General features: G+C 53.8%; 24 protein-coding genes. 17 read left to right on the top strand and 7 right to left on the bottom strand.

What is annotated here, in order from left to right:
- Positions 1 to 51: 51 nt before the first annotated feature.
- The 4 genes from DK507_RS08775 to DK507_RS08760 all read left to right on the top strand — a co-directional run bounded on the left by DK507_RS08775 (position 52) and on the right by DK507_RS08760 (position 2,763).
- Positions 52 to 984 (top strand): SDR family oxidoreductase, encoded by a 933-nt coding sequence (locus DK507_RS08775; protein WP_109355984.1) that lies wholly within the window; start codon positions 52 to 54, stop codon positions 982 to 984.
- Positions 985 to 988: 4 nt separating this feature from the next.
- A complete protein-coding gene (locus tag DK507_RS08770) occupies positions 989 to 1,756 on the top strand; it encodes an SDR family NAD(P)-dependent oxidoreductase (protein WP_109355983.1) in 768 nt (255 codons plus the stop codon).
- A 69-nt stretch (positions 1,757 to 1,825) separates the two neighbouring features.
- Positions 1,826 to 2,389, top strand: coding sequence for an RNA polymerase sigma factor (locus DK507_RS08765; RefSeq protein WP_109355982.1), 564 nt, complete (start codon positions 1,826 to 1,828; stop codon positions 2,387 to 2,389).
- Complete coding sequence (locus tag DK507_RS08760; protein WP_162558978.1) at positions 2,386 to 2,763, top strand: DUF6768 family protein; 378 nt, start codon at positions 2,386 to 2,388, stop codon at positions 2,761 to 2,763. The genes DK507_RS08765 and DK507_RS08760 overlap by 4 nt, the downstream gene beginning before the upstream one ends.
- Before the next feature lie 6 nt (positions 2,764 to 2,769).
- Here the strand turns inward: DK507_RS08760 and DK507_RS08755 are convergent, their stop codons facing one another.
- From DK507_RS08755 to DK507_RS08740, 4 genes are all read right to left on the bottom strand, one after another.
- Entirely contained in the window at positions 2,770 to 3,768 is a 999-nt protein-coding gene (locus tag DK507_RS08755) for a HupE/UreJ family protein (protein ID WP_109355980.1), read from the bottom strand.
- A complete protein-coding gene (locus DK507_RS08750) occupies positions 3,765 to 4,577 on the bottom strand; it encodes a peptidyl-prolyl cis-trans isomerase (RefSeq protein WP_109355979.1) in 813 nt (270 codons plus the stop codon). The genes DK507_RS08755 and DK507_RS08750 overlap by 4 nt, the downstream gene beginning before the upstream one ends.
- 48 nt (positions 4,578 to 4,625) lie before the next feature.
- A complete protein-coding gene (locus tag DK507_RS08745) occupies positions 4,626 to 6,527 on the bottom strand; it encodes a DUF3604 domain-containing protein (RefSeq protein ID WP_254054312.1) in 1,902 nt (633 codons plus the stop codon).
- Between the two features lie 131 nt (positions 6,528 to 6,658).
- Positions 6,659 to 7,519 carry a TauD/TfdA family dioxygenase gene (locus tag DK507_RS08740; protein WP_109355977.1) on the bottom strand — a complete coding sequence of 287 codons (861 nt, stop codon included), beginning with the start codon at positions 7,517 to 7,519 and terminating at the stop codon, positions 6,659 to 6,661.
- A gap of 197 nt (positions 7,520 to 7,716) precedes the next feature.
- On the opposite strand from DK507_RS08740, the gene DK507_RS08735 reads away from it, so the two are divergent.
- The 12 genes from DK507_RS08735 (at position 7,717) to DK507_RS08680 (ending at position 17,561) form a co-directional block, all read left to right on the top strand.
- Positions 7,717 to 9,552: a DUF885 family protein gene (locus tag DK507_RS08735; RefSeq protein WP_109355976.1), complete on the top strand. Its 1,836-nt coding sequence runs from the start codon at positions 7,717 to 7,719 to the stop codon at positions 9,550 to 9,552.
- 272 nt (positions 9,553 to 9,824) lie between these two features.
- Positions 9,825 to 10,667: a DUF6597 domain-containing transcriptional factor gene (locus DK507_RS08730; protein ID WP_109355975.1), complete on the top strand. Its 843-nt coding sequence runs from the start codon at positions 9,825 to 9,827 to the stop codon at positions 10,665 to 10,667.
- 81 nt (positions 10,668 to 10,748) lie between these two features.
- The gene (locus DK507_RS08725; RefSeq protein WP_109355974.1) at positions 10,749 to 11,204 is read left to right on the top strand and encodes an SUF system Fe-S cluster assembly regulator; all 456 of its coding nucleotides are present in this window, start codon (positions 10,749 to 10,751) and stop codon (positions 11,202 to 11,204) included.
- 50 nt (positions 11,205 to 11,254) lie between these two features.
- Positions 11,255 to 12,715, top strand: a complete 1,461-nt coding sequence (sufB, locus tag DK507_RS08720; protein WP_109356238.1) for a Fe-S cluster assembly protein SufB — start codon at positions 11,255 to 11,257, stop codon at positions 12,713 to 12,715.
- Entirely contained in the window at positions 12,715 to 13,146 is a 432-nt protein-coding gene (locus DK507_RS08715) for a hypothetical protein (protein ID WP_109355973.1), read from the top strand. Before sufB ends, DK507_RS08715 begins: the two co-directional genes overlap by 1 nt.
- Positions 13,133 to 13,876, top strand: a complete 744-nt coding sequence (sufC, locus tag DK507_RS08710; protein ID WP_109355972.1) for a Fe-S cluster assembly ATPase SufC — start codon at positions 13,133 to 13,135, stop codon at positions 13,874 to 13,876. Before DK507_RS08715 ends, sufC begins: the two co-directional genes overlap by 14 nt.
- On the top strand, positions 13,873 to 14,181 hold the full coding sequence (locus DK507_RS08705; protein WP_109355971.1) for a hypothetical protein: 309 nt from the start codon (positions 13,873 to 13,875) through the stop codon (positions 14,179 to 14,181). Before sufC ends, DK507_RS08705 begins: the two co-directional genes overlap by 4 nt.
- Complete coding sequence (locus tag DK507_RS08700; protein ID WP_109355970.1) at positions 14,181 to 14,936, top strand: SufD family Fe-S cluster assembly protein; 756 nt, start codon at positions 14,181 to 14,183, stop codon at positions 14,934 to 14,936. The genes DK507_RS08705 and DK507_RS08700 overlap by 1 nt, the downstream gene beginning before the upstream one ends.
- A 14-nt stretch (positions 14,937 to 14,950) precedes the next feature.
- The gene (locus DK507_RS08695; RefSeq protein WP_109356237.1) at positions 14,951 to 16,156 is read left to right on the top strand and encodes a SufS family cysteine desulfurase; all 1,206 of its coding nucleotides are present in this window, start codon (positions 14,951 to 14,953) and stop codon (positions 16,154 to 16,156) included.
- Positions 16,157 to 16,165: 9 nt separating this feature from the next.
- Positions 16,166 to 16,687: an SUF system Fe-S cluster assembly protein gene (locus DK507_RS08690; RefSeq protein ID WP_109355969.1), complete on the top strand. Its 522-nt coding sequence runs from the start codon at positions 16,166 to 16,168 to the stop codon at positions 16,685 to 16,687.
- Positions 16,684 to 17,196, top strand: a complete 513-nt coding sequence (locus tag DK507_RS08685; protein ID WP_109355968.1) for a GNAT family N-acetyltransferase — start codon at positions 16,684 to 16,686, stop codon at positions 17,194 to 17,196. The genes DK507_RS08690 and DK507_RS08685 overlap by 4 nt, the downstream gene beginning before the upstream one ends.
- 2 nt (positions 17,197 to 17,198) lie before the next feature.
- Positions 17,199 to 17,561: an iron-sulfur cluster assembly accessory protein gene (locus DK507_RS08680; RefSeq protein ID WP_109355967.1), complete on the top strand. Its 363-nt coding sequence runs from the start codon at positions 17,199 to 17,201 to the stop codon at positions 17,559 to 17,561.
- 12 nt (positions 17,562 to 17,573) lie between these two features.
- Here the strand turns inward: DK507_RS08680 and DK507_RS08675 are convergent, their stop codons facing one another.
- Positions 17,574 to 18,587: a cupin-like domain-containing protein gene (locus tag DK507_RS08675; protein WP_109355966.1), complete on the bottom strand. Its 1,014-nt coding sequence runs from the start codon at positions 18,585 to 18,587 to the stop codon at positions 17,574 to 17,576.
- Between the two features lie 125 nt (positions 18,588 to 18,712).
- Between DK507_RS08675 and DK507_RS08670 the strand changes: the two genes are divergently transcribed.
- A complete protein-coding gene (locus DK507_RS08670) occupies positions 18,713 to 19,093 on the top strand; it encodes a hypothetical protein (RefSeq protein ID WP_109355965.1) in 381 nt (126 codons plus the stop codon).
- A 155-nt stretch (positions 19,094 to 19,248) separates the two neighbouring features.
- On the opposite strand, the gene DK507_RS08665 is transcribed toward DK507_RS08670, so the two are convergent.
- Both DK507_RS08665 and DK507_RS08660 read right to left on the bottom strand, forming a co-directional pair.
- Positions 19,249 to 20,178 carry an electron transfer flavoprotein subunit alpha/FixB family protein gene (locus tag DK507_RS08665; protein WP_109355964.1) on the bottom strand — a complete coding sequence of 310 codons (930 nt, stop codon included), beginning with the start codon at positions 20,176 to 20,178 and terminating at the stop codon, positions 19,249 to 19,251.
- On the bottom strand, positions 20,178 to 20,924 hold the full coding sequence (locus tag DK507_RS08660) for an electron transfer flavoprotein subunit beta/FixA family protein (protein WP_109355963.1): 747 nt from the start codon (positions 20,922 to 20,924) through the stop codon (positions 20,178 to 20,180). Before DK507_RS08660 ends, DK507_RS08665 begins: the two co-directional genes overlap by 1 nt.
- Positions 20,925 to 20,954: the final 30 nt, after the last annotated feature.

The raw sequence follows: 20,954 nt of genomic DNA, 5'->3' as shown, positions 1-20,954 counted from the left end.
AGAGGTGCCAGTGCGACTAGCCTCCCGATTAATTATAAAGGAGGATTCGAGATGGCATTGGTATCAGTGGTCGGCGCAACCGGGCGCCAGGGATTGGCACAAATCAGACAACTGGGCGCAACGGGCCATAGGGTACGGGCGCTGTCACGGAGTGAAACGCCTGATTTGGGCGGGAGCAATGTTGCTGATGAAGCGCGGATCTTTGATTTGTATGATGAGGACACCTGGGTCCCGGCTTTTGAGGGCTCCGATGCTGTTTTCTATACTCACCCCTTGCAAGCGCGCGAAGATCGCGCGACCCTTACCGGTCGGGTTGCTGCCGCGGTTCAAAAAGCGGGGGGTAAGCGTTTCATCTGGAATACATCGAGCTGGATTCCCGAACGCCCGGGCGACCCTTTCACCTATGGCAATAACACGATCGCGGTAAATGAGATTTTCCGCTCAGGCGTTCCCGCAACCGTTTTTGGTTCGGTGCTTTTCATGGATAATCTCCTGACCAACTGGGCACGGCCGTTCATCGTTGACGAAAGCCGGTATGTCTATCCGCACGAAGCCCACTTGGAAGCCAACTGGATCAGTCTGGATGATGTTGGCAAATGCATGGTGGCTGCGATGGATCGTCCCGATTTTGAAGGGTCATGGATGAATATCGGTGGACCCCAACGGATCAAGCCGCCACAGGTTGCCGAAATCCTGTCCAAGGTTTTTGGTCGCGAGATCAAATATGATCCCTGCACGCCAACCGAATTTGGCGACCTGTTAGTGGGTGCATTTGGTGATGACGTGCCGGAAGAAAATCGCGCCACCATGTCTGCGGGAATCGCGGCCTTCTACGAATATAATAACAAAGCCGAGACCAAGCCTTTTGAGGTATGCACAGACTTCATGCAGCAACGCTTGCCAGAAGTAGAGTTTGAAACGCTGGAGCAATGGGCGATGCGGCAAGACTGGTCAGACGACGCGCACCGACCACCTGCAGGTTAATTCGATGACCAAACGATTGGAAGGCAAGGTCGCGCTCGTCACGGGCGGTGCCTCTCGCCCGGGTATTGGTGCTGCCATTGCGGAACGGTTGGCGGAAGAAGACGCGATCGTCGTGGTCAGCGATATCGATCATGCTGGAGCGGCGGAAACCGCTGCTTTGATCAGCGAAAAGGGCGGCAATGTAACGGCCGTCAAACAGGATGTGACCTCGCAGCGGGATTGGGAAGAAGTGATGGCGGCAGTGCTGGCGGACCATGGACGGCTGGACGTGCTGGTTAACAATGCCGGTATATTGGATGTGGCGGCGATTAACAGCGACAGAGCTGTGCCCGCGCTTCGCCGTCAGTTTGACGTCAATGTTGAGGGTAGTTTTATCGGAACCCAGGCAGCTGTCGCGGCGATGCGGCAATCCGGCGGGGGATCGATTATCAATCTGTCGTCTGTGGCCGGGCTAGTCGGTTTCCGTGGCAGTGCCAGCTATGCAGCATCGAAAGGTGCCGTAAAACTGTTCAGCAAATCGGTGGCGCTGGAAGTGGCAGAAGAGAATATTCGGGTCAATACAGTGCACCCGGGGATCATTCGCACCAATATGCAAAGCGCAGGTGCAGACACAAACTCGGACAATTATGCCGCGATAGAGGCGGCGATTCCGGCCGGCAGATTAGGTGAACCAAGCGATATTGCGAATTGCGTCTTGTTTCTAGCATCGGATGAATCGAGCTATGTCACTGGCGCGGAATTTGTTGTCGATGGGGGCTACACGGCGCAATAGCGCAAATTTTTTTTGCCAAGTTGAACCTTTTGGCGCTTTGCCCCGACTATAGGGGTAAAGGCCATCAGGATGTCTATGCGCTACAGTGATACAGACCGGGTTTATGACGAATTGTTGCTCAACCGCATTCAGGCCGGAGACCGGCGCGCGGGAGAGCGATTAGCGGCGAGGTGGCATCCGCGTCTGATGCGTACAGCCTATCGGCTTTTGCGTGACGAAGAACAGGCGCGTGCCGCCGTGCAAGAAGCATGGAGCGGTATTTGCAAAGGGTGGCGCAGGTTGCGCAATCCCTCCCGATTTCCGGCATGGGCTTACACGATCCTGCACCGAAAATGTGCAGACCAGATAAGCAAGAACAAAAAGCATCGAAGTCTTCATGCCGTCGCAGTTGAAGATGCGGACATTTCCGTAGCGCCGCGCGGCGAAGACAAGGTTACCATTGATCAAGCCTTTGATCGTTTGAGCGATGACCACCGGACGGCGGCTTTGCTCTATTTTGGTGAAGGCCTGACGATCAAGGAAATTGCCGAGGTAACGGGTACGGCAATTGGCACAGCAAAATCCCGACTGTTTCATGCGCGCCGACAGTTAAAGGCAGCGCTGGATGACGAACCAAATGAAGGAGAAACATGATGACAAAATTTGATGACAAGCTTGGCGCTTCGCTCAGCGCCGACGACCGCGCGTTTTTGGAAGACCTGGAAGACGGGCGCGGATTGTTTGAACAGCTGGGCACCACCTTTCAGGGTCCAATGCGTTTCTGGACCTATTTGATGGGCCTCTACACGCTTGGCTTTGCCATATTTGCATTTATCTGCGGATGGCAGGCGATTGAAGCCGGAGAAGTTCGGGAAACCATCCTGTGGTCGTCGGGCTGTATCATTTCATTCATTGCCATCGGCCTGCTGAAAATGTGGCTGTTCGACCGGATGAATACGCTTACCATTTTGGGTGAGCTCAAAAAAATCGAACTGCGCGTCGCTCAAATAGATGATGCGCGCGGCTAGACCCGCTCAGGCGATCATCCGTTCGATAAACCAATAGGTGGCGATGATGCCGATGGCATAGGAGGTCGCTGTCTTGGCGGGTTGTAGCCATGATTGCTGAAAGCGGCGGATCAAAGCCAACACAGCAAAGGCAATTGCAACGATGATCAACTGTCCGATTTCAACACCCAGATTGAATGTGAGCAGCGCCATTGGCACATCATCCTGCGGCAATCCGATTTCAGCCAATGCGCCTGCAAAACCAAAGCCATGGAGCAGACCGAAGAGGAAGGCGACGATCCACGGGAAGCGTTCCGACAGACGCGGCCCGTGGGTTTCATGATCCTTTTGTGCTTTGACGATTTCAACTGCGAGAAAGATAATCGACAGGGCGATTATCGCCTCCACCGGTTGCGAGGGCAGGGACAGATAGCCCAGTGTGGAACCGATCAGCGTTATGCTGTGGGCTATGGTAAAAGCGGTCACCGTTTTGGCGACCAGCCAGCCGCCTTTCAGCAAAAGGACAAGCGCCAGCACGAACAGCAGATGATCAAAGCCAAACACAATATGCTCGATGCCGATGATGGTATAGGTCCAGGCAACATTGGCGATCGCTTCCTCCCGCGCGATTGTGGCCATCGGCGCGTCGGGTGTCAGGCGCAATGTTTGCGTTTCTTCATCAAGCGGCGCGATCCGGACCAGCGCATCGGTTGTCGCGAGCTCCAGTCCTTTAAGGCCAATGGACTGTCCGGCAATGGAGCCGGAACATTTTAATGTTTGGCGGGTCAATATATTGGATGCGGAAAAGCGCCGTTCGGCTTCGCCAACAGGAGTACAGGATTCAGGAATTATGACCTCTCCCGTGCGGCCCAATCTGGAGCGCGCGGACGCCTTCCACAGTACGGACCACTCGCCCTGAGATATCTGGTTCAGCTCCACATAAGCGGGGCGCAGTTCATCGGCATGGGCGTCAGATGGCCAAAACAGGCCGACGAAACAGGCAATGGCGAGCAGGCAGGTCTTCATTCCCGGCCAGAAACTTTAATATCATATTGCTTGCGATATTTGTCGAAGGCAGCTTCCTCCAAACGCGCTGTTTGTGCGGCTTGCCAATCATTACTGACTGATTGTCGAACATCTTTCAGTGCCGGTGCTTTGCCGGGTATTTTCGCGGTGATTTTGACGAAATGTTGCCCAAATCCTGACTCTACCGGCCCCTGCCACTGACCAACGGGCAGAGTGCTGAGCTTTGCGGCGAACTTTTCTCCGAACTGCCGCGTAATTTGGGAGGCTTCTGCCTGAACCAGTTTGGCAGGGAGCGAAATTGGTTGTCTGATTGTGTTGGGTTCAACGGCTCCCTGATTCAAGCCATCCAGCTGGGCCAAAGTTGAGGACTCCGGATCTTGGCCGAGATAGACCTGCTCCAGATCATAGATTGAAGACAGAGCATATTTATCAGGATGGTCATCCAGCCATTTCTGCAATAGCGCATCTGATGGATTGTCTTCGGCATCTTCCTGATTGTCCAGAAACCGCATTTTGGTAAACAGGCGTCTGCGGATAAGTGGATCGTTGCGATCCAGACCGAGACGCAATGCTTCGCGGTAGTAAATTTCCTCCTTAATCTCTTGATCGATTAGGCCGTCCAGCTCGTCCTGTGTGGGCGGCCGGCGGAAATTTTGTACCCAGCCAGCCTGTAATCGCGCGACATCCGATTCACCGATGGTGATTTCATAGTCCGCCGGATCACGGTTCGACCCGGTGGCCCAAAAAAAAGCGAATACCATTAACGCGCCGCCCAAAAAATGGACCAAAGGTTCTTTCAGCAGTTTCATCTCCGCACGATATTCCCGATTGGCCGCACAGATTCATTGGTCATGGGGTTAGCTTGTCGTTGCGGCTGGTGTGTACCAGATCGGCGATGAATAAGCCCGTTCTTGCTGAATCTTAATCACATCATCCGGCAGTGTCAGGCCGAATTTCAGCGCGTCGTAAACCGGCCAAGTCGGTGTGGGAATTTCCAGCACACGGACATAATAAAACGCATTTTGCGCCGCGTCGAAATCCGGATCTTGCCACCATGTGGTCAGCTCCGGCGCACCGATATTATTCTCCCAAGTGCCCTTGGTGAGATCAACCGTGTTCCCGACAGCATCAAGTTTTCCGTCAGCGCCGACCTTACGGCTATCCGGGCTGCTCCAGCTGATATTGTAGATTTTCTCGTAGGATTTCCCGCTGGAATCGACCCAGCCTTTAACGACTTGAATGCGATCCAGATTTGCGCTTTCTGGGTCCATCAAGGCAGCGATCAGGAAGGTCGGCGCTTTGCCATCTCCGCCAGAAAGATCGCCGCCCATTGGCACGCCCTTCGCATAGCCAGTTTTGACGAGATCGGCCGTATCGTCTTCGGTAAAATCAAATCCGCCAAAGAAACGTACCTGCATGCGTGGGCCAGTCGTCGCATAGACTTCACGGCGCATCATTGCATCGAAAATGGCCTCCCGCGTGTTGCTTGTTGCCCAGACGGCTGCATAACCGCTCGACAGATAATGCCAACCAAAACGGCCTCTGCGCGTGCCCAGATTTTGCGGCGCCAGTGCCCGGTCCTTATTGTTGATTTCATTGCCGCTATGCTTGCCGTAGAAGTTATTCTCGTCGGCGGTCGCCAGTGAAGTGTGGCTATCGGTCGAACCGATCATGCCGAATTTGAAAGGATTCGCTCCTATTTTCAGCGTGAATTCCAGACCGCGCTTCAACGCCTCGCGGGCATAGCTGCCACCGTAGCTTTCCGGTGGCATATCCTTGCCGCAGCTCAGGTTGCATTTGTCCCAACCGGCATCACCAAAATCGGCAAATTCATCATTGGGGGAAAGGAACGGATGGCTTTCGCTGTCGCCCTTAATCTGCGTCACCTCGACAATTGGCTCGCGCAGAGCGCGTGTTTTTATATATGCCTCGTCAATGGGACTGCCGTCCAGCTTGTTCATCGCAAACATGCGGCCATTGGACACATTGCTGTTATGCGGGATGGCAAGAACTTTTCCGCCCGTGCTTTTTTCATAGGCCGCCATATAGGCCCAAAGCTGTTCCGGATCGCCAGCGTCAAAACTGGCAAAGGGAAGCATGGTGCCGGTCTTGTCCCCGCCGTCGCGGAACATCACTACGCGGTGCAAATTATCTCCGCCGGGCATCGGCGTATATTCAAACCCGTGAAAGGCGGTAAACTTGCCGGGCTCATTATATTCGTCGAGCTTCTCACCATGTTCGGTCCACAACGATTTGATCCGGTCTGCGGATTCTTCCGGATCGAAAAGACCTTCGGGTAAAGTTCCCGCAGCAGCGCCATCGATCAATTCGGCTGTGACCGCCAGTGAGCCTTCATCGCTTTCGTGCATCATGTCATACCAGCGGAGCAGAAAGTCATTGCCCAAAAGTGCAATACGGGGGGCTTCATAAAGCGCCTTGGTTGCGCCCACAGCGTCGCTATGATCCGCGATCACCAGAAAGTCGAGGGGACGGGAAAGCTTGGCCTTTTCACCCTTGGTAGCGGTTACCTCTTCTCCTCTGGCAAAGCGCAAGGCCGCCTCGGTATCGAGCCGGTTGCCAAAACCGAATGCATCAATGCTGTTGTCAGTGTGGAGATGGGTGTCACCCCAGAAAACCTGTTCGGGATATTCGGTGTTGGTGACCTCGATATCGGAACCACCTGATCCACTGTCTTTGCTGCATCCAGAAATGGCCAATGCTGCTGAACAGGCCGCCAGTAAAAGTGCTTTGCGCATCATATTTTCCCTCATCCAATGGAAAGAAAACTATCGGTCATCCGGTCATCGCGCAAGGATTTCATGACGAGTCATTTTATCAGGCGGATTCCGTAGCGTCATCGCTATGACATGTGAAGGCTGGCCAGTTGGCTTTAGCTGTCAGCGGAAAAATATGGCCGATCGCCAGCGATTGTAGCGCGCTCCATGATGCGCCGCGCGGGGAAATAATCGGATGCGGCAAAATGCTGCGACGCTCGGTTATCCCAAAAAGCAATGGCGCCCTTGGTCCATTTGAAGCGGCACTGAATTTCTGGATTGGCAGCCGTTGCGTAGAGCCTCCGGAGCAGTTCCTTGCTGTCGTCTGCATCCATGCCCACTATATGGCTGGTGAAAGCACTGTTCACGTAAAGACTGCACAATCCGGTCTCTGGATGCGTACGCACCACAGGATGCTCTTGTGGCGGATATTGATCATGCAGTTCTTCGGGCTTTTTGTTCAGACGTTTGGCGAACACTCTGGCGATATCATGGACGGCTGTCTTGCCGGCAACAAACTCGCGCACGTCCTGCGGTAGCTTTTCATAGGCAAGGTTCATATTGGCAAATAATGTATCCCCACCTACGGGGGGAATTTCGAGAGCGCTCAGCACCGATCCCAGCGACGGTTCTGGGCGCCATGTGACATCGCTATGCCACATATTTTCCTGACCTTTGCTTTTCGCACCATGTTCGATGCGCAGTATTTCGGGGTTGAGCTGGTCCTTCGGCGTGGCAGGATGGATCTCCAAAGTTCCAAATCTCTTTGCGAAGCCCAGCAGCTGTTCTTGCTCGAGATTTTGATCGCGAAAGAAAATGACCTTATGGTCGAGCAGAGCCTGCCGTATATCCGCAATTGTCTCGTCCGGCAGCGGGTCGGACAGATCAATGCCTGAAAGTTCGGCGCCAATAGCAGGGGTGAGCGGATGAATCTCGAAAGCGCTCTCCATTCCGGATGCCTGTGCCGCACCTGCCATGCCAAATCCTCCCACTATTTTTGCTGTTAGCCTTTGATAGCATGATTGGTTGAACGGCCGCTACCATAAGATCGCTGAATATGACTTTATCGGCAGGATGGATGAATAGATTGTGAGGAATTGTAATAAAGTTGCGTGGCTTGTTTACGGCAGGAAAATGAGCTGATACCAACAGGGTAGTTACAAAGGGAATCGCAATGACAAAATATGTCCTCCTCGCCACCACTGCCTTGCTTGCTGCTTGCTCACCCTCAAACGGAGAAGTTGCTAGCGTCAGCGGGAATGCATCGTCTGCGCCAGCGGAATCAGCCGAAGTCACTCAGGATATTAACACACGTCTCACTGCCTTTTTTGATGATTATGATCAGATAGAATTGGCAAACTCGCCCATTGCAAAATCCTTTCGCGGCATCCGGGACGCGGACTATGGGAAGCTTGATGATCCGAGCGATATTGCAGCGGTTGAGCAATATGAGCGCGGTCAAGAGGCTTTGGTGGTGATGGAAGCGGAGTTTGACGAAAGTCAATTGAACGAAGCCAATCAATTGAGTTATCGTCTATTTCAGGCACGGGCCGAACGATCTAAGGACGCTTTCCCGTTTCGTCGGAACGCTTATATTTTTGATCAGATGAATGGTGCGCAGAGCCAGATTCCAGCCTTCATGATCAATATTCACCGCGTCAGCAACAAGGCGGATGCCGAAGCTTATGTAAGCCGGCTTAGCAATTCAGGGCCTTATATCGAAGCATTGGTCGCGCAATCGGCGGAGCGCGCGAACGATGGAATTATCGTTCCGGACTGGGTCTTTCCTTACGTGATCAACGATGCCAAAAATGTCATCAGTGGCGCGCCATTTGATACAGGCGCGGACTCCCCGATATTCGCTGACCTGAAAAAGAAAGTGAATGCGCTCTCAATTGCCGATGGCGAAAAGGCCGACTTGATCGCACGGGGCCGTAACGCTTTGACCAACAGCCTGGCACCAGCCTATGAAAAACTGGTTGCTGAAATGGAACGTCAGCAGAAAATGGCGGTCGATGGCGATGGTGTGTGGCGGTTCAAGGACGGCGCAGCTTATTATGCGGAGCGTCTGAAAAACTATACGACCACCGATCTGACCGCTGACCAGATTCATCAGATTGGCCTGGATAATGTCGCCCGTATTCATGGCGAAATGCGTAAAATCATGGCCAAGGTCGGTTTTGAAGGCAGTTTGCAGGACTTTTTCAAACATCTCAGAACAAGCGATCAATATTTCCACACCAGCCGGGAGGATTATCTTGCCGAGGCTAATCTGAAGCTGGACGCAATGGAAAAAGAGCTGCCGAAGTTTTTCAATACATTGCCAAAAGCGCCATTTGTCATAAAACCAGTGGAAGCTTTTCGTGAAAAATCAGCCGGTAAGGCTTTTTATCAGCGGCCCGCGCCAGATGGATCGCGGCCTGGCACTTATTATGTCAATCTCTATGACCTGAAAGGCATGTCGAAAACCGAGCTGGAGGCATTGGCTTATCACGAAGCGCTACCGGGCCACCATTTGCAGCTCGCGATTCAGACGGAACTTGGGGATTTACCAGCATTCCGCAAATTTGGCGGAATCACCGCTTATTCGGAAGGTTGGGGCCTCTACACCGAGGAGCTGGGCAAGGATATGGGCTTTTATACCGATCCCTATTCGGATTTCGGTCGCCTCGGCATGGAGCTTTGGCGCGCCTGCCGCCTGGTTGTCGACACCGGCATTCATGACAAGCGCTGGAGCCGCGAAAAAGCGATTAAATATCTGACCGACAATACGCCCAATCCAGATAGCGATATTCGCAAGGCGATTGAGCGCTATATTGTCTATCCCGGCCAAGCGACCGCCTATATGATCGGCAAGCTTAAAATCATGGAATTGCGGGCAAAAGCGCAAAAAGAGCTAGGTGAAAAGTTTACCATGGGTGATTTCCATGACGTGATCTTGCGCAGCGGACCTGTGCCTTTGAATATCATGGAAGAACGGGTTGATAGCTGGATTGCCAAAACACGCTAGGTGCGGCAAATCGGCCGATGCATGGCCGTAATTGTCAACAAATAAAGCGGGATATTGTCTTTTTTGTCCAATCCCCGCGCCGCGGTTTGGGTGCATTTACAGGATGCGACCCAAAGAACCCCACCCGCAACGATTTTGCGGAATGGACTTCTTTTCCTTATTGGCCTGGCTAATTAATTGGCCAGGCCAGTTTTTTTTCCTATTTTTTTTGGCTATAAACGTGCAACCAATGGAATGCCGGTTTGCCCCCGAACCGGGAAAAGGGGTTCGTTTTGGTAAGTCTGAGATATTTCGCGCCTGCAGAAGATGTTCGAGACTTAGTCTCGGTCTATTATTTATTTGAGGTCGAGCACCCTAAATTTGCAGACAATGAGCGTGCTGCCATTGCGCAGCTGCGTTTTCTTTTGGAAGGCACAGCTGAGCTCGGTTTTGCGGATGGAAAAACTTATTCTGCCAAAGATTCGATGCTGGTTGGCCCCTCAACCGGCGCAATGCATTTTGATGTGAAAGGCCCGTTTCGCATGTTTGGCGTCGGTTTGCTGCCCGCGGGCTGGGCTGCGCTGACAAAAAAATCCGCTGCTGATTTTGCCGACAAGGCTGTGCCCGCCGGCAAGATATTTACGGATGAGATCGACAAAAGCCTTGAGTTGTTGAGGAATTGCAAGGATGTGGATGACATGACCGCCTGGGCCGACCGGGTTTTTCGGGACTTGCGGCACCGCGTGAAACCCGAGGTCCGGCAGTTTACAAAAATGGTGGACGAATGGCTGTCGTCCGAACCGTCACCGCCAGTAAGCGCGCTAATGGAGCGATCAGATCAAAGCTCTCGCCAGGTTCTGCGCACGGTTAACAAGCTTTACGGCATGGCACCCAAATATCTCGCACGCAAATACCGCGCTTTGCGGGCGGCCCGGGCTTATGCGGAACAGAATGAGGATGAGCTGCTTGCGCTGGAAGACTCCTTTTATGACCAGTCGCATATGATACGCGAGATAAAGTTTTTCGCTGGAACGACGCCGACCAAATTACGGGTTGCCGAGGGGGAAACCGCGAAGCTGATAGACCAGCGCGGCCTTTTGAAAGGACATATCCCCCCTCTCACTTCTGATACATAGCGCTCGCTGGGAGTTGCAATCCTTCTTAAATACGACTAAATAAGTCTTATTTAGAGAATCACACGAATTTTGAGAGATTTTATGCGGCTTTCCAGCCTTGCCGACTATGCTGTTGTGCTGATGTCTGCTGCCTCGCGGCACTGCGGTGCTGCGCTGTTGGCAGAAGGAAAGCTTAACGCATCTACATTGTCCCAGGAAACAGGCGTGCCGTTACCGACGACGCAAAAGCTGGTCAGTCGTTTATCTGCGGCAGGATTGATCGAATCAACCCGCGGTATTGGTGGCGGAATTCGGTTGGCGCGCCCGCCTGCGTCCATCAGCCTCGCAGATATTGTCGAGGCAGTGGAAGGGCCTCTGGCGATTACATGCTGCACGATTGAAGGCAATCATGATTGTGCACTGGAAGACAGTTGTACGGTCAAGCCGCATTGGGGTGTGATCAACCAGACTATCCGCAAAGCATTGGACGACGTTAGCCTTGCAAGTCTGGCCGAGAAGCCGGCTGCACAGACAATCAAAACTATGGAACAAGCGTGATGAGTGAAGAAGTAAAAACGGATCTTCAGGAACAGGATGAGCGGGCGGCGATGAATGCCGAAGCGCAAGCGGCCGTTGATAATGCCAGCGCCTATGAATTTGGCTGGTCATCCGACATCGAACAGGATTTCGCGCCCAAGGGTCTGAACGAAGATACGGTGCGCTTCATTTCCGACAAGAAGGGTGAGCCGCAGTGGATGCTGGACTGGCGCCTCAAGGCTTTTCGGATGTGGGAAACTATGGAAAGTCCGGATTGGGCCAAGCTCGACATCCCGATGATCGATTATCAGGATGCTTATTATTATGCCGAACCCAAGGCCAAGCCAAAGCTGAACAGCCTCGATGAGGTCGATCCGGAAATCCTGCGGGTTTATGAAAAACTTGGCATTCCGATCGAAGAGCAAAAGGTACTCGCGGGCGTCGAAGGCGCGCGTAAAGTTGCTGTAGACGCCGTGTTTGACAGCGTCTCAGTGGCAACAACCTTCCGCGAAGAACTGGAAGAAGCCGGCGTGATTTTCCGTTCCATCTCCGAAGCGATCAAGGAATATCCCGACCTCGTCCGCAAATATCTCGGCAAGGTCGTACCGATGAAGGATAATTATTTCGCGACGCTCAACTGCGCCGTGTTTAGCGACGGGACATTTGTTTATATTCCCAAAGGCGTGCGTTGCCCGATGGAGCTTTCCACCTATTTCCGGATCAATGCCGAAAATACCGGCCAGTTTGAGCGGACGCTGATCGTCGCCGATGAAGGCAGTTATGTATCCTATCTCGAAGGCTGTACCGCGCCGATGCGGGATGAGAATCAGCTCCATGCCGCCGTGGTAGAACTGGTCGCCATGGACGATGCGGAGATTAAATATAGCACAGTCCAGAACTGGTATCCCGGCGATGAAGAAGGCAAGGGCGGGATTTATAATTTCGTGACCAAACGCGGCCTGTGTCAGGGCAAGAGCAGCAAAATCAGCTGGACCCAGGTCGAGACCGGTAGTGCCGTGACCTGGAAATATCCCAGCTGCGTCTTGAATGGAGAGAATAGCGTCGGCGAGTTTTACTCTGTCGCGCTGACGAATAATTATCAGCAGGCCGATACCGGCACCAAGATGATCCATAACGGCAAGAACAGCCGTTCGACGATTATCTCGAAGGGGATCAGTGCGGGTAAAAGCGACAACACCTATCGCGGTCTAGTTCGCGTCGGCGCCAATGCGGAGAATGTTCGCAATTTCACGCAGTGCGACAGCCTGCTGCTCGGCGATACCTGCGGCGCGCATACCGTGCCCTATATCGAGGTGAAGAACCCGACCGCGCAGATTGAGCATGAGGCAACGACTTCAAAAATCAGCGATGACCAGATGTTCTACGCCCAGCAACGCGGGCTGGATGAGGAAGAAGCGGTATCCCTGATCGTCAACGGCTTTGCCAAGGATGTGCTGAAACAATTGCCGATGGAATTTGCCGTCGAAGCACAGAAATTGCTGGCGATCTCCCTTGAGGGGAGCGTCGGGTGATGTTTCGCTTCGTCATTTTCGCTCTTTTTGTGGCCGCCGCCCCTGCAATGGCGGAAAAATGCGAGAGTGCCAGATTGGACCTCCCGGATATGATTGCCGACTCTGTACGGCCTTATGTGGTTTGCGGAATTTTCAGCGGAAGAAATAGCCATATTTCGACGGAAATAAACGGTACCAGTGCAAGTGTAAGGGGACTTGATTTCAGCACTTGCAAAAATATTCGTTCACAGGCTGTGACAAACGCTGACATAGCTCTGCGGCCGGAAATACCGGACAGTAATGATCGCGAAGAATATATCGAGGACGTCCTACAACAGATCGACATATTTGTGTCGAAATTACAATCAAGCGATTCAATCGGGATTGACCCGACAGAGCAGACAGCACTGTGCAAGACCAAGGAAACTAGGACCAAGAATGCTAAAAATTGAAAACCTCCACGCCAATGTTGGCGATACAGAAATCCTCAAAGGGCTCTCGCTCGAGCTTAATGCGGGCGAAATTCATGCGATCATGGGCCCCAATGGTGCTGGCAAGTCGACACTGTCCTACGCACTCGGCGGACGTCCCGGCTATGAAATCACGTCAGGAAGTGTGAACTTTGACGGCGAGGACCTGCTGGAGCTTGACCCCCATGAGCGGGCGGCTGCGGGCATTTTCCTCGGCTTTCAATATCCGGTTGAAATTCCCGGTGTTTCTAACCTGCAATTCCTGCGCGAAAGTCTGAACAGCCAGCGCAAGTCGCGCGGTGAAGAGCCGCTTTCCGGTGCGGAATTTATCAAGCTGGCGAAGGAAAAATCGGCGCTGCTGAAAATGGACATGGATATGCTGAAACGCGCGGTCAATGTCGGCTTCTCCGGCGGTGAAAAGAAGCGCAACGAGATGGTTCAGATGGGCATTATCGATCCCAAGCTGGCGATACTTGACGAGACAGATAGCGGCCTCGACATTGATGCGCTGCGCATCGTCGGATCGGGTATAAATGCGATCATGCGCCAACCGGATAAAGCCGTGCTGCTCATCACCCACTATCAACGCCTGCTCGACGAAGTTAAGCCGGATTATGTCCATGTGCTCGCCGACGGCCGGATCGTCAAAACCGGTGGCCCGGAACTGGCGCTGCAGCTCGAAGAAGAAGGCTATGAGGCGGTGGCGGCATGATTTTAAGTGCCCTCTTGCTGGCAGCGGTGCAACCGGCTGCGATTGCGGTCGAGGACGAGATTGTCGTCATCGGACGGCGATTGAACAGCATATCGACCATGGTCGGCAAAGACCAAATAGGGCGTTTCACCTGTTCGGTCGACAAGTCATCCGGCAACGTCAATCTGGACAAGCGACTGTGCAAAACAACCGTGCGGTGTATCCGCGACGGGGCTGTTGGCGATGGCGCCGTAAAAGCCTGTGTGGAGGCGGAGAAACCCAAATTACTGGCCAAGCTGCGCCGCGAACTGGAGGGCTCCAGATAATGTCAGCAACAGTTCCTCTCCCCACCAGGCGCGATGAAACATGGCGCTATTCCGACCTCAAGGCGCTGGAGCCGCATTGGCCATTGCCGGAAGCGGAAAAGATTACCATTCCGGCCGGCGCAGGCTGGGATGAAGTGATCATTCTGGAAGGCGGAGCTGATGAAACCATTGTCCGGCGCATTGATCTGACGCTTGGCTGGGAATCGATCGGTAATGTTCATATCCTCAATATCGGCGGTGGTTACAGCCGATTCGAGCTTACCGTCACGATGGACGAGGAGGCGGAGTTTAATCTCGGCGCAGCGCAGATTGGCGGCGGTTCTCAAAATTTGGAAATTGTGACGAACGTCAAACATGATATGCCGGACGGGCAGTCGCATCAGGTGGTGCGATCGGTACTGGCCGGAAAAGCAACCGGAACATTTCTTGGTAAAATTGATGTCGCCCGCAACGCGCAAAAAACCGATGCGGAACAATCGATCAAGGCGATGCTGCTTGATCGTACCGCCACTGCCAACGCGAAGCCCGAGCTGGAAATTTTTGCAGATGATGTGAAATGCGCCCACGGCGCAACTGTTGGAGAACTCGACAAGCAGGCGTTATTTTATATGGCGTCGCGCGGACTGCCGCCGGCAGAGGCGCGCAAGCTGATGCTGCAGGCGTTTATTGGTGATGCGTTCGTGACACTGGAAGATGACGAGAAACGCGCGATGATCGAAGAAAAAGCCCTCGCGGCGCTGGAGAAAATCTCGTGAACGCGCCAACCACCATTGCCCGCGATTATCGCGCCGAGTTTCCTGCCTTGCGAACGGAAGACGGTGGCGATTGGCACTATCTCGACACTGCCGCAACCGCACAAAAACCTAGAGCGGTGCTGGACGCCATCGCGCGTGCCTATGGCCCGGATTACGCGACTGTGCACCGCGGTGTGTACGAACGCTCGGCCAATATGACGCTCGCCTATGAGGCGGCGCGCAAACGGGTTGCTGGATTGCTCAATGCCGCCAGCGAAAGCGAAATTGTCTTCACCAGCGGTGCAACCGATAGCATCAATCTGGTCGCCGAAAGTTGGGGTAACACCAATGTCGGCAAAGCCGACCGCATCATGCTGTCGCAACTGGAGCATCACAGCAATATCGTGCCATGGCAATTGCTGGCCGAGCGGGTGGGTGCGCATATTGATGTCGCGCCGCTGACGGATGATGGCCAGATTGATCTCGACTGGATTGAAGCCAATCTTACTGAGCGGCATAAGCTGGTGGCGTTGGCGCACGTATCCAATGTGCTCGGATCATTGCTGGATGCCAAGCGCGCAGCAGCCATCGCTCATAAAGTCGGTGCGAAACTGTTGCTTGATGGCTGTCAGGCTGCACCGCGTGTGCCCGTCGATGTGCAGGATATCGGCTGCGATTTCTATGTCTTTTCCGGCCACAAAATTTACGGTCCGACAGGCATTGGTGCGCTGTGGGCGCCCTATGAAATTCTTGACGCCATGCCTCCATGGAAGGGCGGCGGGTCGATGATTGATCGGGTCAGTTTTGACGGCATAACCTACGCGCCGCCGCCGGGACGGTTCGAAGCGGGCACTCCGCACATTGCCGGCGTTGTCGGTCTGGATGCTGCGATTCAATATGTCGAAGGCATCGGGCTGGACGTCATTTCTGCCCATGAAAATGCAACGCTGGCGCTGGCGCGTGAAGCATTGTCCGGCATCAACAGCGTGCGGGTATTTGGCCCGGATAAGAGCATGGGAATATTGAGTTTTGCGGTTGGTGACGTGCATCCCCATGATGTTGCCACTATATTGGATGAGGGCGGGGTTGCCATTCGTGCCGGTCATCATTGTGCGCAGCCGCTGATGGACTATATGGGCGTGCCCGCTACCGCACGGGCGAGCTTTGGAATTTACAGCGATGCAGAAGATGTCGCGGCCCTGGTCAAGGGTATCGAACGGGTGAGAAAGATTTTCGGGTAGGAAGTAGAGATGAACGAAGAACGCAAGATATTGGTCGAAGAAGTCGACAGTGTGGAAAAACCCCCTTTGGCAAAGGTCGAGGATGCGGTTGAAGAAAAACCTGCGCCCGTCGTTGCGCCGTCTCCCTACGAAGCGGAAAGTGATGCCAGCAAGCTCAGCCGCAAGCGCGACTATCTTGAAGGTTTTCTGGCGCAGCAACCGACCGAAACACCGGCCGGTGAGGCGGGCGGCGATCTCTATGAGGCCGTCGTCGATACCCTGAAGTCGATTTATGATCCTGAGATTCCGGTGAATATCTATGATCTTGGTTTGATATACGGTGTGGAAATTACCCCGGATAATCACGCGATTGTCACCATGACTTTGACCACGCCGCATTGCCCGGTCGCAGAATCCATGCCCGGTGAAATAGAAATGCAGGTCGGCAGCGTGCCCGGTGTTGGCCATAGCGAAGTGAACCTCGTCTGGGATCCTCCATGGGACCCGCAGAAGATGAGCGACGAGGCGAAGCTTGAACTGGGAATGTTATGACCGCGACAGCGACCCTTAAGGCAGCAGCAGTCGCGACGGTTGTTCGCGCGGACTATTCCAATGCCGATCATGCAGCGGATATCGTCAAGATGCTGCGCGTCTATGCGATGGACCCGATGGGTGGCGGCGAAGACCTTTCGCCAGAGGTTCAGGCGAATCTGGTGCCCGGACTGGCAGCGACACCGGCAGCATCCTCCTTGCTGGCCTATGTCGGCGATGAGGTTGCGGGTCTCGCCAATCTGATGACGACATTTTCGTCCTTTGGCGGGAAACCGCTGATCAATATTCATGACATCGTGGTTTCCAAAGAATATCGCGGCACCGGCGTCGGACGGGCGCTGTTCGCGGAAATTGAAACGATTGCCCGGGAAGTCGGGGCCTGCAAAGTCACTCTGGAAGTGCTGGAAGGCAACGCACCGGCCAAGGCGCTTTATGAGTCGCTGGGCTATGGCGATTATGTGCTCGATCCCGAAATGGGTAGGGCATTGTTTTGGCAGAAAAGGCTTTAGAAATGACCGATACGAAAACCAAAACCAGAGAAATTCCTGCAGCCATCATTCTTACGCCAGCGGCAGAACAGCGTATCGCCGACCTGATGGCCAAAGCGCCGGAAGATGTGATCGGCGTAAAACTGTCCACCCCGCGCAGAGGCTGTTCCGGCCTTGCCTATTCCGTTGACTATGTGACCAAAGAAGTGAAGTTCGACGAAAAGATCGTGACCCCCGGCGGCGTGTTTTACGTGGATGGACCAAGCGTACTGTATCTGATCGGCTCAACCATGGACTGGCAGGAAGATGATTTTACCGCCGGCTTTGTGTTCAACAACCCCAATTCCAAGGGCGATTGTGGTTGCGGGGAGAGTTTTACGGTTTAGGAAACCGAAACGTCAAAACTCCAGTTCAGTCGGATAATCAGTATAAAAATCATTATCGACCGGGAAGTTGGTGAACGACATGCCGATCGTGTGGTCGAGCGCTTCGACATGGTGCCACCAGCCGACGGGCAGGAAAATGGCTTCGCCCGGGCCGAAATCGCATTGCCATAGTTTTGGCGCGGCGTCGCCCAGCGCGCGGATCTCGTCCGGTGCGGCCCACTCGCTAAAGCAATGCAGGTGGTTGCGCATATGGGCGCTGTCATAGGCGGCGACCATGGTGACGCGCTTGCGCCCGGATATTTGCAGCAGCAGATTGTTGGTCAGGTCATGGTGAAACGGCGTGATCGTACCCTTCGGGCCCATCCAGAAAAAACCGTCCTGTCCGCCACTGGATTTGAGCAGCGAGATATCGCCAACATCCTCCCATAGCGGCGCCAGCGCCTGTTTGTTGACCGTGTCGTTATAGGCAGTGATGTAGAAATCATTGCTGCTCTCCGTCTGGCGGAGCAGGGCGACAAATTCGCTGAATTTCACATGGCGCTTGTGGTTGTCCTTGGCCATTTCATAGTCATCGCTTGATTGCCGCTGACCCTGCAGCTCAACCACCGCGTCTCCGATTTTGCCCGCGAGATAATCCAGCGTCCAGCGCTGCATCGCCGGCCAGTGATCGACCAGGCCGGTAAGTTTTACCGGCAAGTTGCGATGATGGTAGTCACTGAAAAACTGATCGGGATCGATGGCATGGACGGTCGGAATCTCCGCCCCGTCACCAGCATCCGCCCGGTGCAGGCGGCGATAATTGTCCAGCGTCCAATTGCTTTTGCGCAGCCGGTTGCTGACCCGCTTGCCAGCATTGAAAAGCGGATCCTTCATCGCCCGCCCGACCTCATAGGCGGCGGCTTTTTCGCTATAGCCTGCGGCAATAAAGCGCGCGGGCAGGTTGTTGATTGGGCATCCATCAAGAATGGCCTGCGCCAGGACTTCGCGTTTGTCGATTTTCGATTTGGGGGAATTGGTGGCTGTCATGAAACTGCCATATCAGCGGGACGTTTCAGAAAAAAGACTTTGAAATTCGTCCGGTTGGGGAGTGTTATGTAGCTTGAGATTTGCCAATTAACGAAATTTTTCGGTTGGCAGGCTATTCCAATAACATGGAAACGACAGAGCAATTATTTAAACCAAACCGGAATCGGCGGTTGCGCGACGCGTTTTCTGTTGGGCTGTTTGCGGTGCAGTTGATTAGCTATATATTCTACCCGACATGGCAGTCACTCGTTTTCCCCGTTCTAATATTCGGATCACTTGCTGCCTACTTTACGATGCGGGATGATGGTATATTTTTTATGTGGGGGCGACATTGGTCGTCGGTCAGCACAACGCTAGTGATGATTACACTAGTAGTGATTATCATGGCCCTTGTGGTAGAAGATGCAAAGCTGAGAGTGGCAACAATAGTAATTGCGGATGGGATAGCCGTTTATTGGATGGGCAGTATATTTTGGCTTTTACGCAAATTTGGTTTTGTAAAATAAAACCCCAGCGCTTTCACGCTAGGGCCTTATACTTCGCCATTCTGAACTCGTTTACCATCAGTGGCCTATCGGTTCAGAATCTATTTCTCAGATTGCGCCTGCCACTCGTTAGATGCTGAAACGAGTTCAGCATGACGGTGGTGGTTGGCCTCTGATCAAACCTTCCCGGTCAATTCCGGTACGGCGTTGAACAGATCCGCAACCAGCCCGATATCGGCAATCTGGAAAATCGGCGCGTCTTCGTCCTTGTTGATCGCGACGATTGTTTTCGAATCTTTCATGCCTGCCAGATGCTGGATCGCGCCGGAGATGCCGATGGCGATGTAGACTTCCGGTGCAACGATCTTGCCGGTCTGACCGACCTGATAATCGTTGGGGACATAGCCCGCATCGACCGCAGCGCGGGAAGCACCGATGCCGGCGCCGAGCTTGTCGGCCAGCGGGGTAATGACTTCTTCGAATTTCTCGGAAGAGCCCAAGGCACGACCGCCGGATACGATGATCTTGGCGGAGGTCAGTTCCGGACGCTCGGACTTGGCGATTTCTTCGCTGACGAAGCTGGACAGGCCGGATTCGCCTGCGCCGGTGACGCCTTCGATGGATGCGGAACCGCCTTCGGCAGCGGCCTTGTCAAAAGCCGTACCGCGCACGGTGATGACTTTCTTGGCATCGCTCGATTTGACAGTGGCAATCGCGTTGCCAGCGTAGATCGGACGCGTGAATGTATCTTCGCTTTCGACCGAAAGAATGTCCGAAATCTGCATGACGTCGAGCAGGGCGGCAACGCGCGGCGCGATGTTTTTACCGGTGGTTGTGGCAGGCGCGAGGAAAGCGTCATGGCTTTCCATCAGACTGGCGACCAATGGCGCGACATTTTCAGCAAGCTGATTGGCAAGCGCGGCATCATCGGCGACATGCACGGTGCTGACACCGGCAACCTTGGCAACCTGTTCACCAACGCTGGCACAGCCGGAACCGGCGACCAGAGCGTGGACTTCGCCCAGTTGCGATGCGGCGGTAACAACAGCCAGCGTCGCGTCTTTCATTTCGCTATTGTCATGTTCTACGAGTACAAGAGTCTTCATCAGATGGCTCCTACAGCTTTAAGTTTGGCGACCAGCGCATCCACATCTTCAACCTTTTCACCGGCCTGACGGACAGGCGGTTCGGAAACATTGGTGGTGGTGAGGCGCGGTGCGATATCGACGCCGTAATCGGCAGGTGTTTTCTCATCGAGCGGCTTTTTCTTTGCCTTCATGATATTGGGCAGCGACGCATAGCGCGGCTCGTTCAGGCGCAGGTCGGTGGTGACCACGGCAGGCAAGCTGAGCTTAACCGTCTGCAAACCGCCATCAATTTCACGCTTCACTTCAACGCTGTCGCCATCAACAGAAACCGTGTTGGCGAACGTACCCTGACCCCAACCGAGCAGAGCAGCAAGCATCTGGCCGGTCTGGTTCGAGTCATCGTCAATCGCCTGTTTGCCGGTGATAACCAGTTTCGGCGCTTCTTCTTCAACGATTTTCGCAAGGATTTTGGCAACGCCCAGTGGCTCGACTTCTTCGTCTGTCTGCACCAGGATCGCACGGTCTGCACCCATGGCGAGAGCGGTGCGCAGGGTTTCCTGTGCCTTTTGCGGGCCAACTGAAACCGCGACGATTTCTTCTGCCTTGCCTGCTTCTTTCAGGCGAATCGCTTCTTCGACAGAAATTTCGTCAAACGGGTTCATCGACATTTTGACATTGGCGAGATCCACGCCGCTGCCATCGGATTTCACCCGTGGTTTCACATTATAGTCAATCACCCGTTTGACGGGCACCAGGATTTTCATTGCTGTTTCCTTCTTTCAATTTCTGCGAAC

This window comes from Sphingorhabdus sp. EL138, assembly GCF_900258045.1.
Lineage (GTDB): Bacteria > Pseudomonadota > Alphaproteobacteria > Sphingomonadales > Sphingomonadaceae > Parasphingorhabdus.
This window is presented reverse-complemented; position numbering and strand designations above follow the sequence as displayed.

Excerpts from the sequence above, each read along its gene's own strand:
- DK507_RS08775 (WP_109355984.1), top strand. The coding sequence starts at position 52 with ATGGCATTGGTATCAGTGGTCGGCGCAACCGGGCGCCAGGGATTGGCA.
- DK507_RS08770 (WP_109355983.1), top strand. The coding sequence starts at position 989 with ATGACCAAACGATTGGAAGGCAAGGTCGCGCTCGTCACGGGCGGTGCC.
- DK507_RS08765 (WP_109355982.1), top strand. The coding sequence starts at position 1,826 with ATGTCTATGCGCTACAGTGATACAGACCGGGTTTATGACGAATTGTTG.
- DK507_RS08760 (WP_162558978.1), top strand. The coding sequence starts at position 2,386 with ATGATGACAAAATTTGATGACAAGCTTGGCGCTTCGCTCAGCGCCGAC.
- DK507_RS08755 (WP_109355980.1), bottom strand. The coding sequence starts at position 3,768 with ATGAAGACCTGCCTGCTCGCCATTGCCTGTTTCGTCGGCCTGTTTTGG.
- DK507_RS08750 (WP_109355979.1), bottom strand. The coding sequence starts at position 4,577 with ATGAAACTGCTGAAAGAACCTTTGGTCCATTTTTTGGGCGGCGCGTTA.
- DK507_RS08745 (WP_254054312.1), bottom strand. The coding sequence starts at position 6,527 with ATGATGCGCAAAGCACTTTTACTGGCGGCCTGTTCAGCAGCATTGGCC.
- DK507_RS08740 (WP_109355977.1), bottom strand. The coding sequence starts at position 7,519 with ATGGCAGGTGCGGCACAGGCATCCGGAATGGAGAGCGCTTTCGAGATT.
- DK507_RS08735 (WP_109355976.1), top strand. The coding sequence starts at position 7,717 with ATGACAAAATATGTCCTCCTCGCCACCACTGCCTTGCTTGCTGCTTGC.
- DK507_RS08725 (WP_109355974.1), top strand. The coding sequence starts at position 10,749 with ATGCGGCTTTCCAGCCTTGCCGACTATGCTGTTGTGCTGATGTCTGCT.
- sufB (WP_109356238.1), top strand. The coding sequence starts at position 11,255 with ATGAATGCCGAAGCGCAAGCGGCCGTTGATAATGCCAGCGCCTATGAA.
- DK507_RS08715 (WP_109355973.1), top strand. The coding sequence starts at position 12,715 with ATGTTTCGCTTCGTCATTTTCGCTCTTTTTGTGGCCGCCGCCCCTGCA.
- sufC (WP_109355972.1), top strand. The coding sequence starts at position 13,133 with ATGCTAAAAATTGAAAACCTCCACGCCAATGTTGGCGATACAGAAATC.
- DK507_RS08705 (WP_109355971.1), top strand. The coding sequence starts at position 13,873 with ATGATTTTAAGTGCCCTCTTGCTGGCAGCGGTGCAACCGGCTGCGATT.
- DK507_RS08700 (WP_109355970.1), top strand. The coding sequence starts at position 14,181 with ATGTCAGCAACAGTTCCTCTCCCCACCAGGCGCGATGAAACATGGCGC.
- DK507_RS08690 (WP_109355969.1), top strand. The coding sequence starts at position 16,166 with ATGAACGAAGAACGCAAGATATTGGTCGAAGAAGTCGACAGTGTGGAA.
- DK507_RS08685 (WP_109355968.1), top strand. The coding sequence starts at position 16,684 with ATGACCGCGACAGCGACCCTTAAGGCAGCAGCAGTCGCGACGGTTGTT.
- DK507_RS08680 (WP_109355967.1), top strand. The coding sequence starts at position 17,199 with ATGACCGATACGAAAACCAAAACCAGAGAAATTCCTGCAGCCATCATT.
- DK507_RS08675 (WP_109355966.1), bottom strand. The coding sequence starts at position 18,587 with ATGACAGCCACCAATTCCCCCAAATCGAAAATCGACAAACGCGAAGTC.
- DK507_RS08670 (WP_109355965.1), top strand. The coding sequence starts at position 18,713 with ATGGAAACGACAGAGCAATTATTTAAACCAAACCGGAATCGGCGGTTG.
- DK507_RS08665 (WP_109355964.1), bottom strand. The coding sequence starts at position 20,178 with ATGAAGACTCTTGTACTCGTAGAACATGACAATAGCGAAATGAAAGAC.
- DK507_RS08660 (WP_109355963.1), bottom strand. The coding sequence starts at position 20,924 with ATGAAAATCCTGGTGCCCGTCAAACGGGTGATTGACTATAATGTGAAA.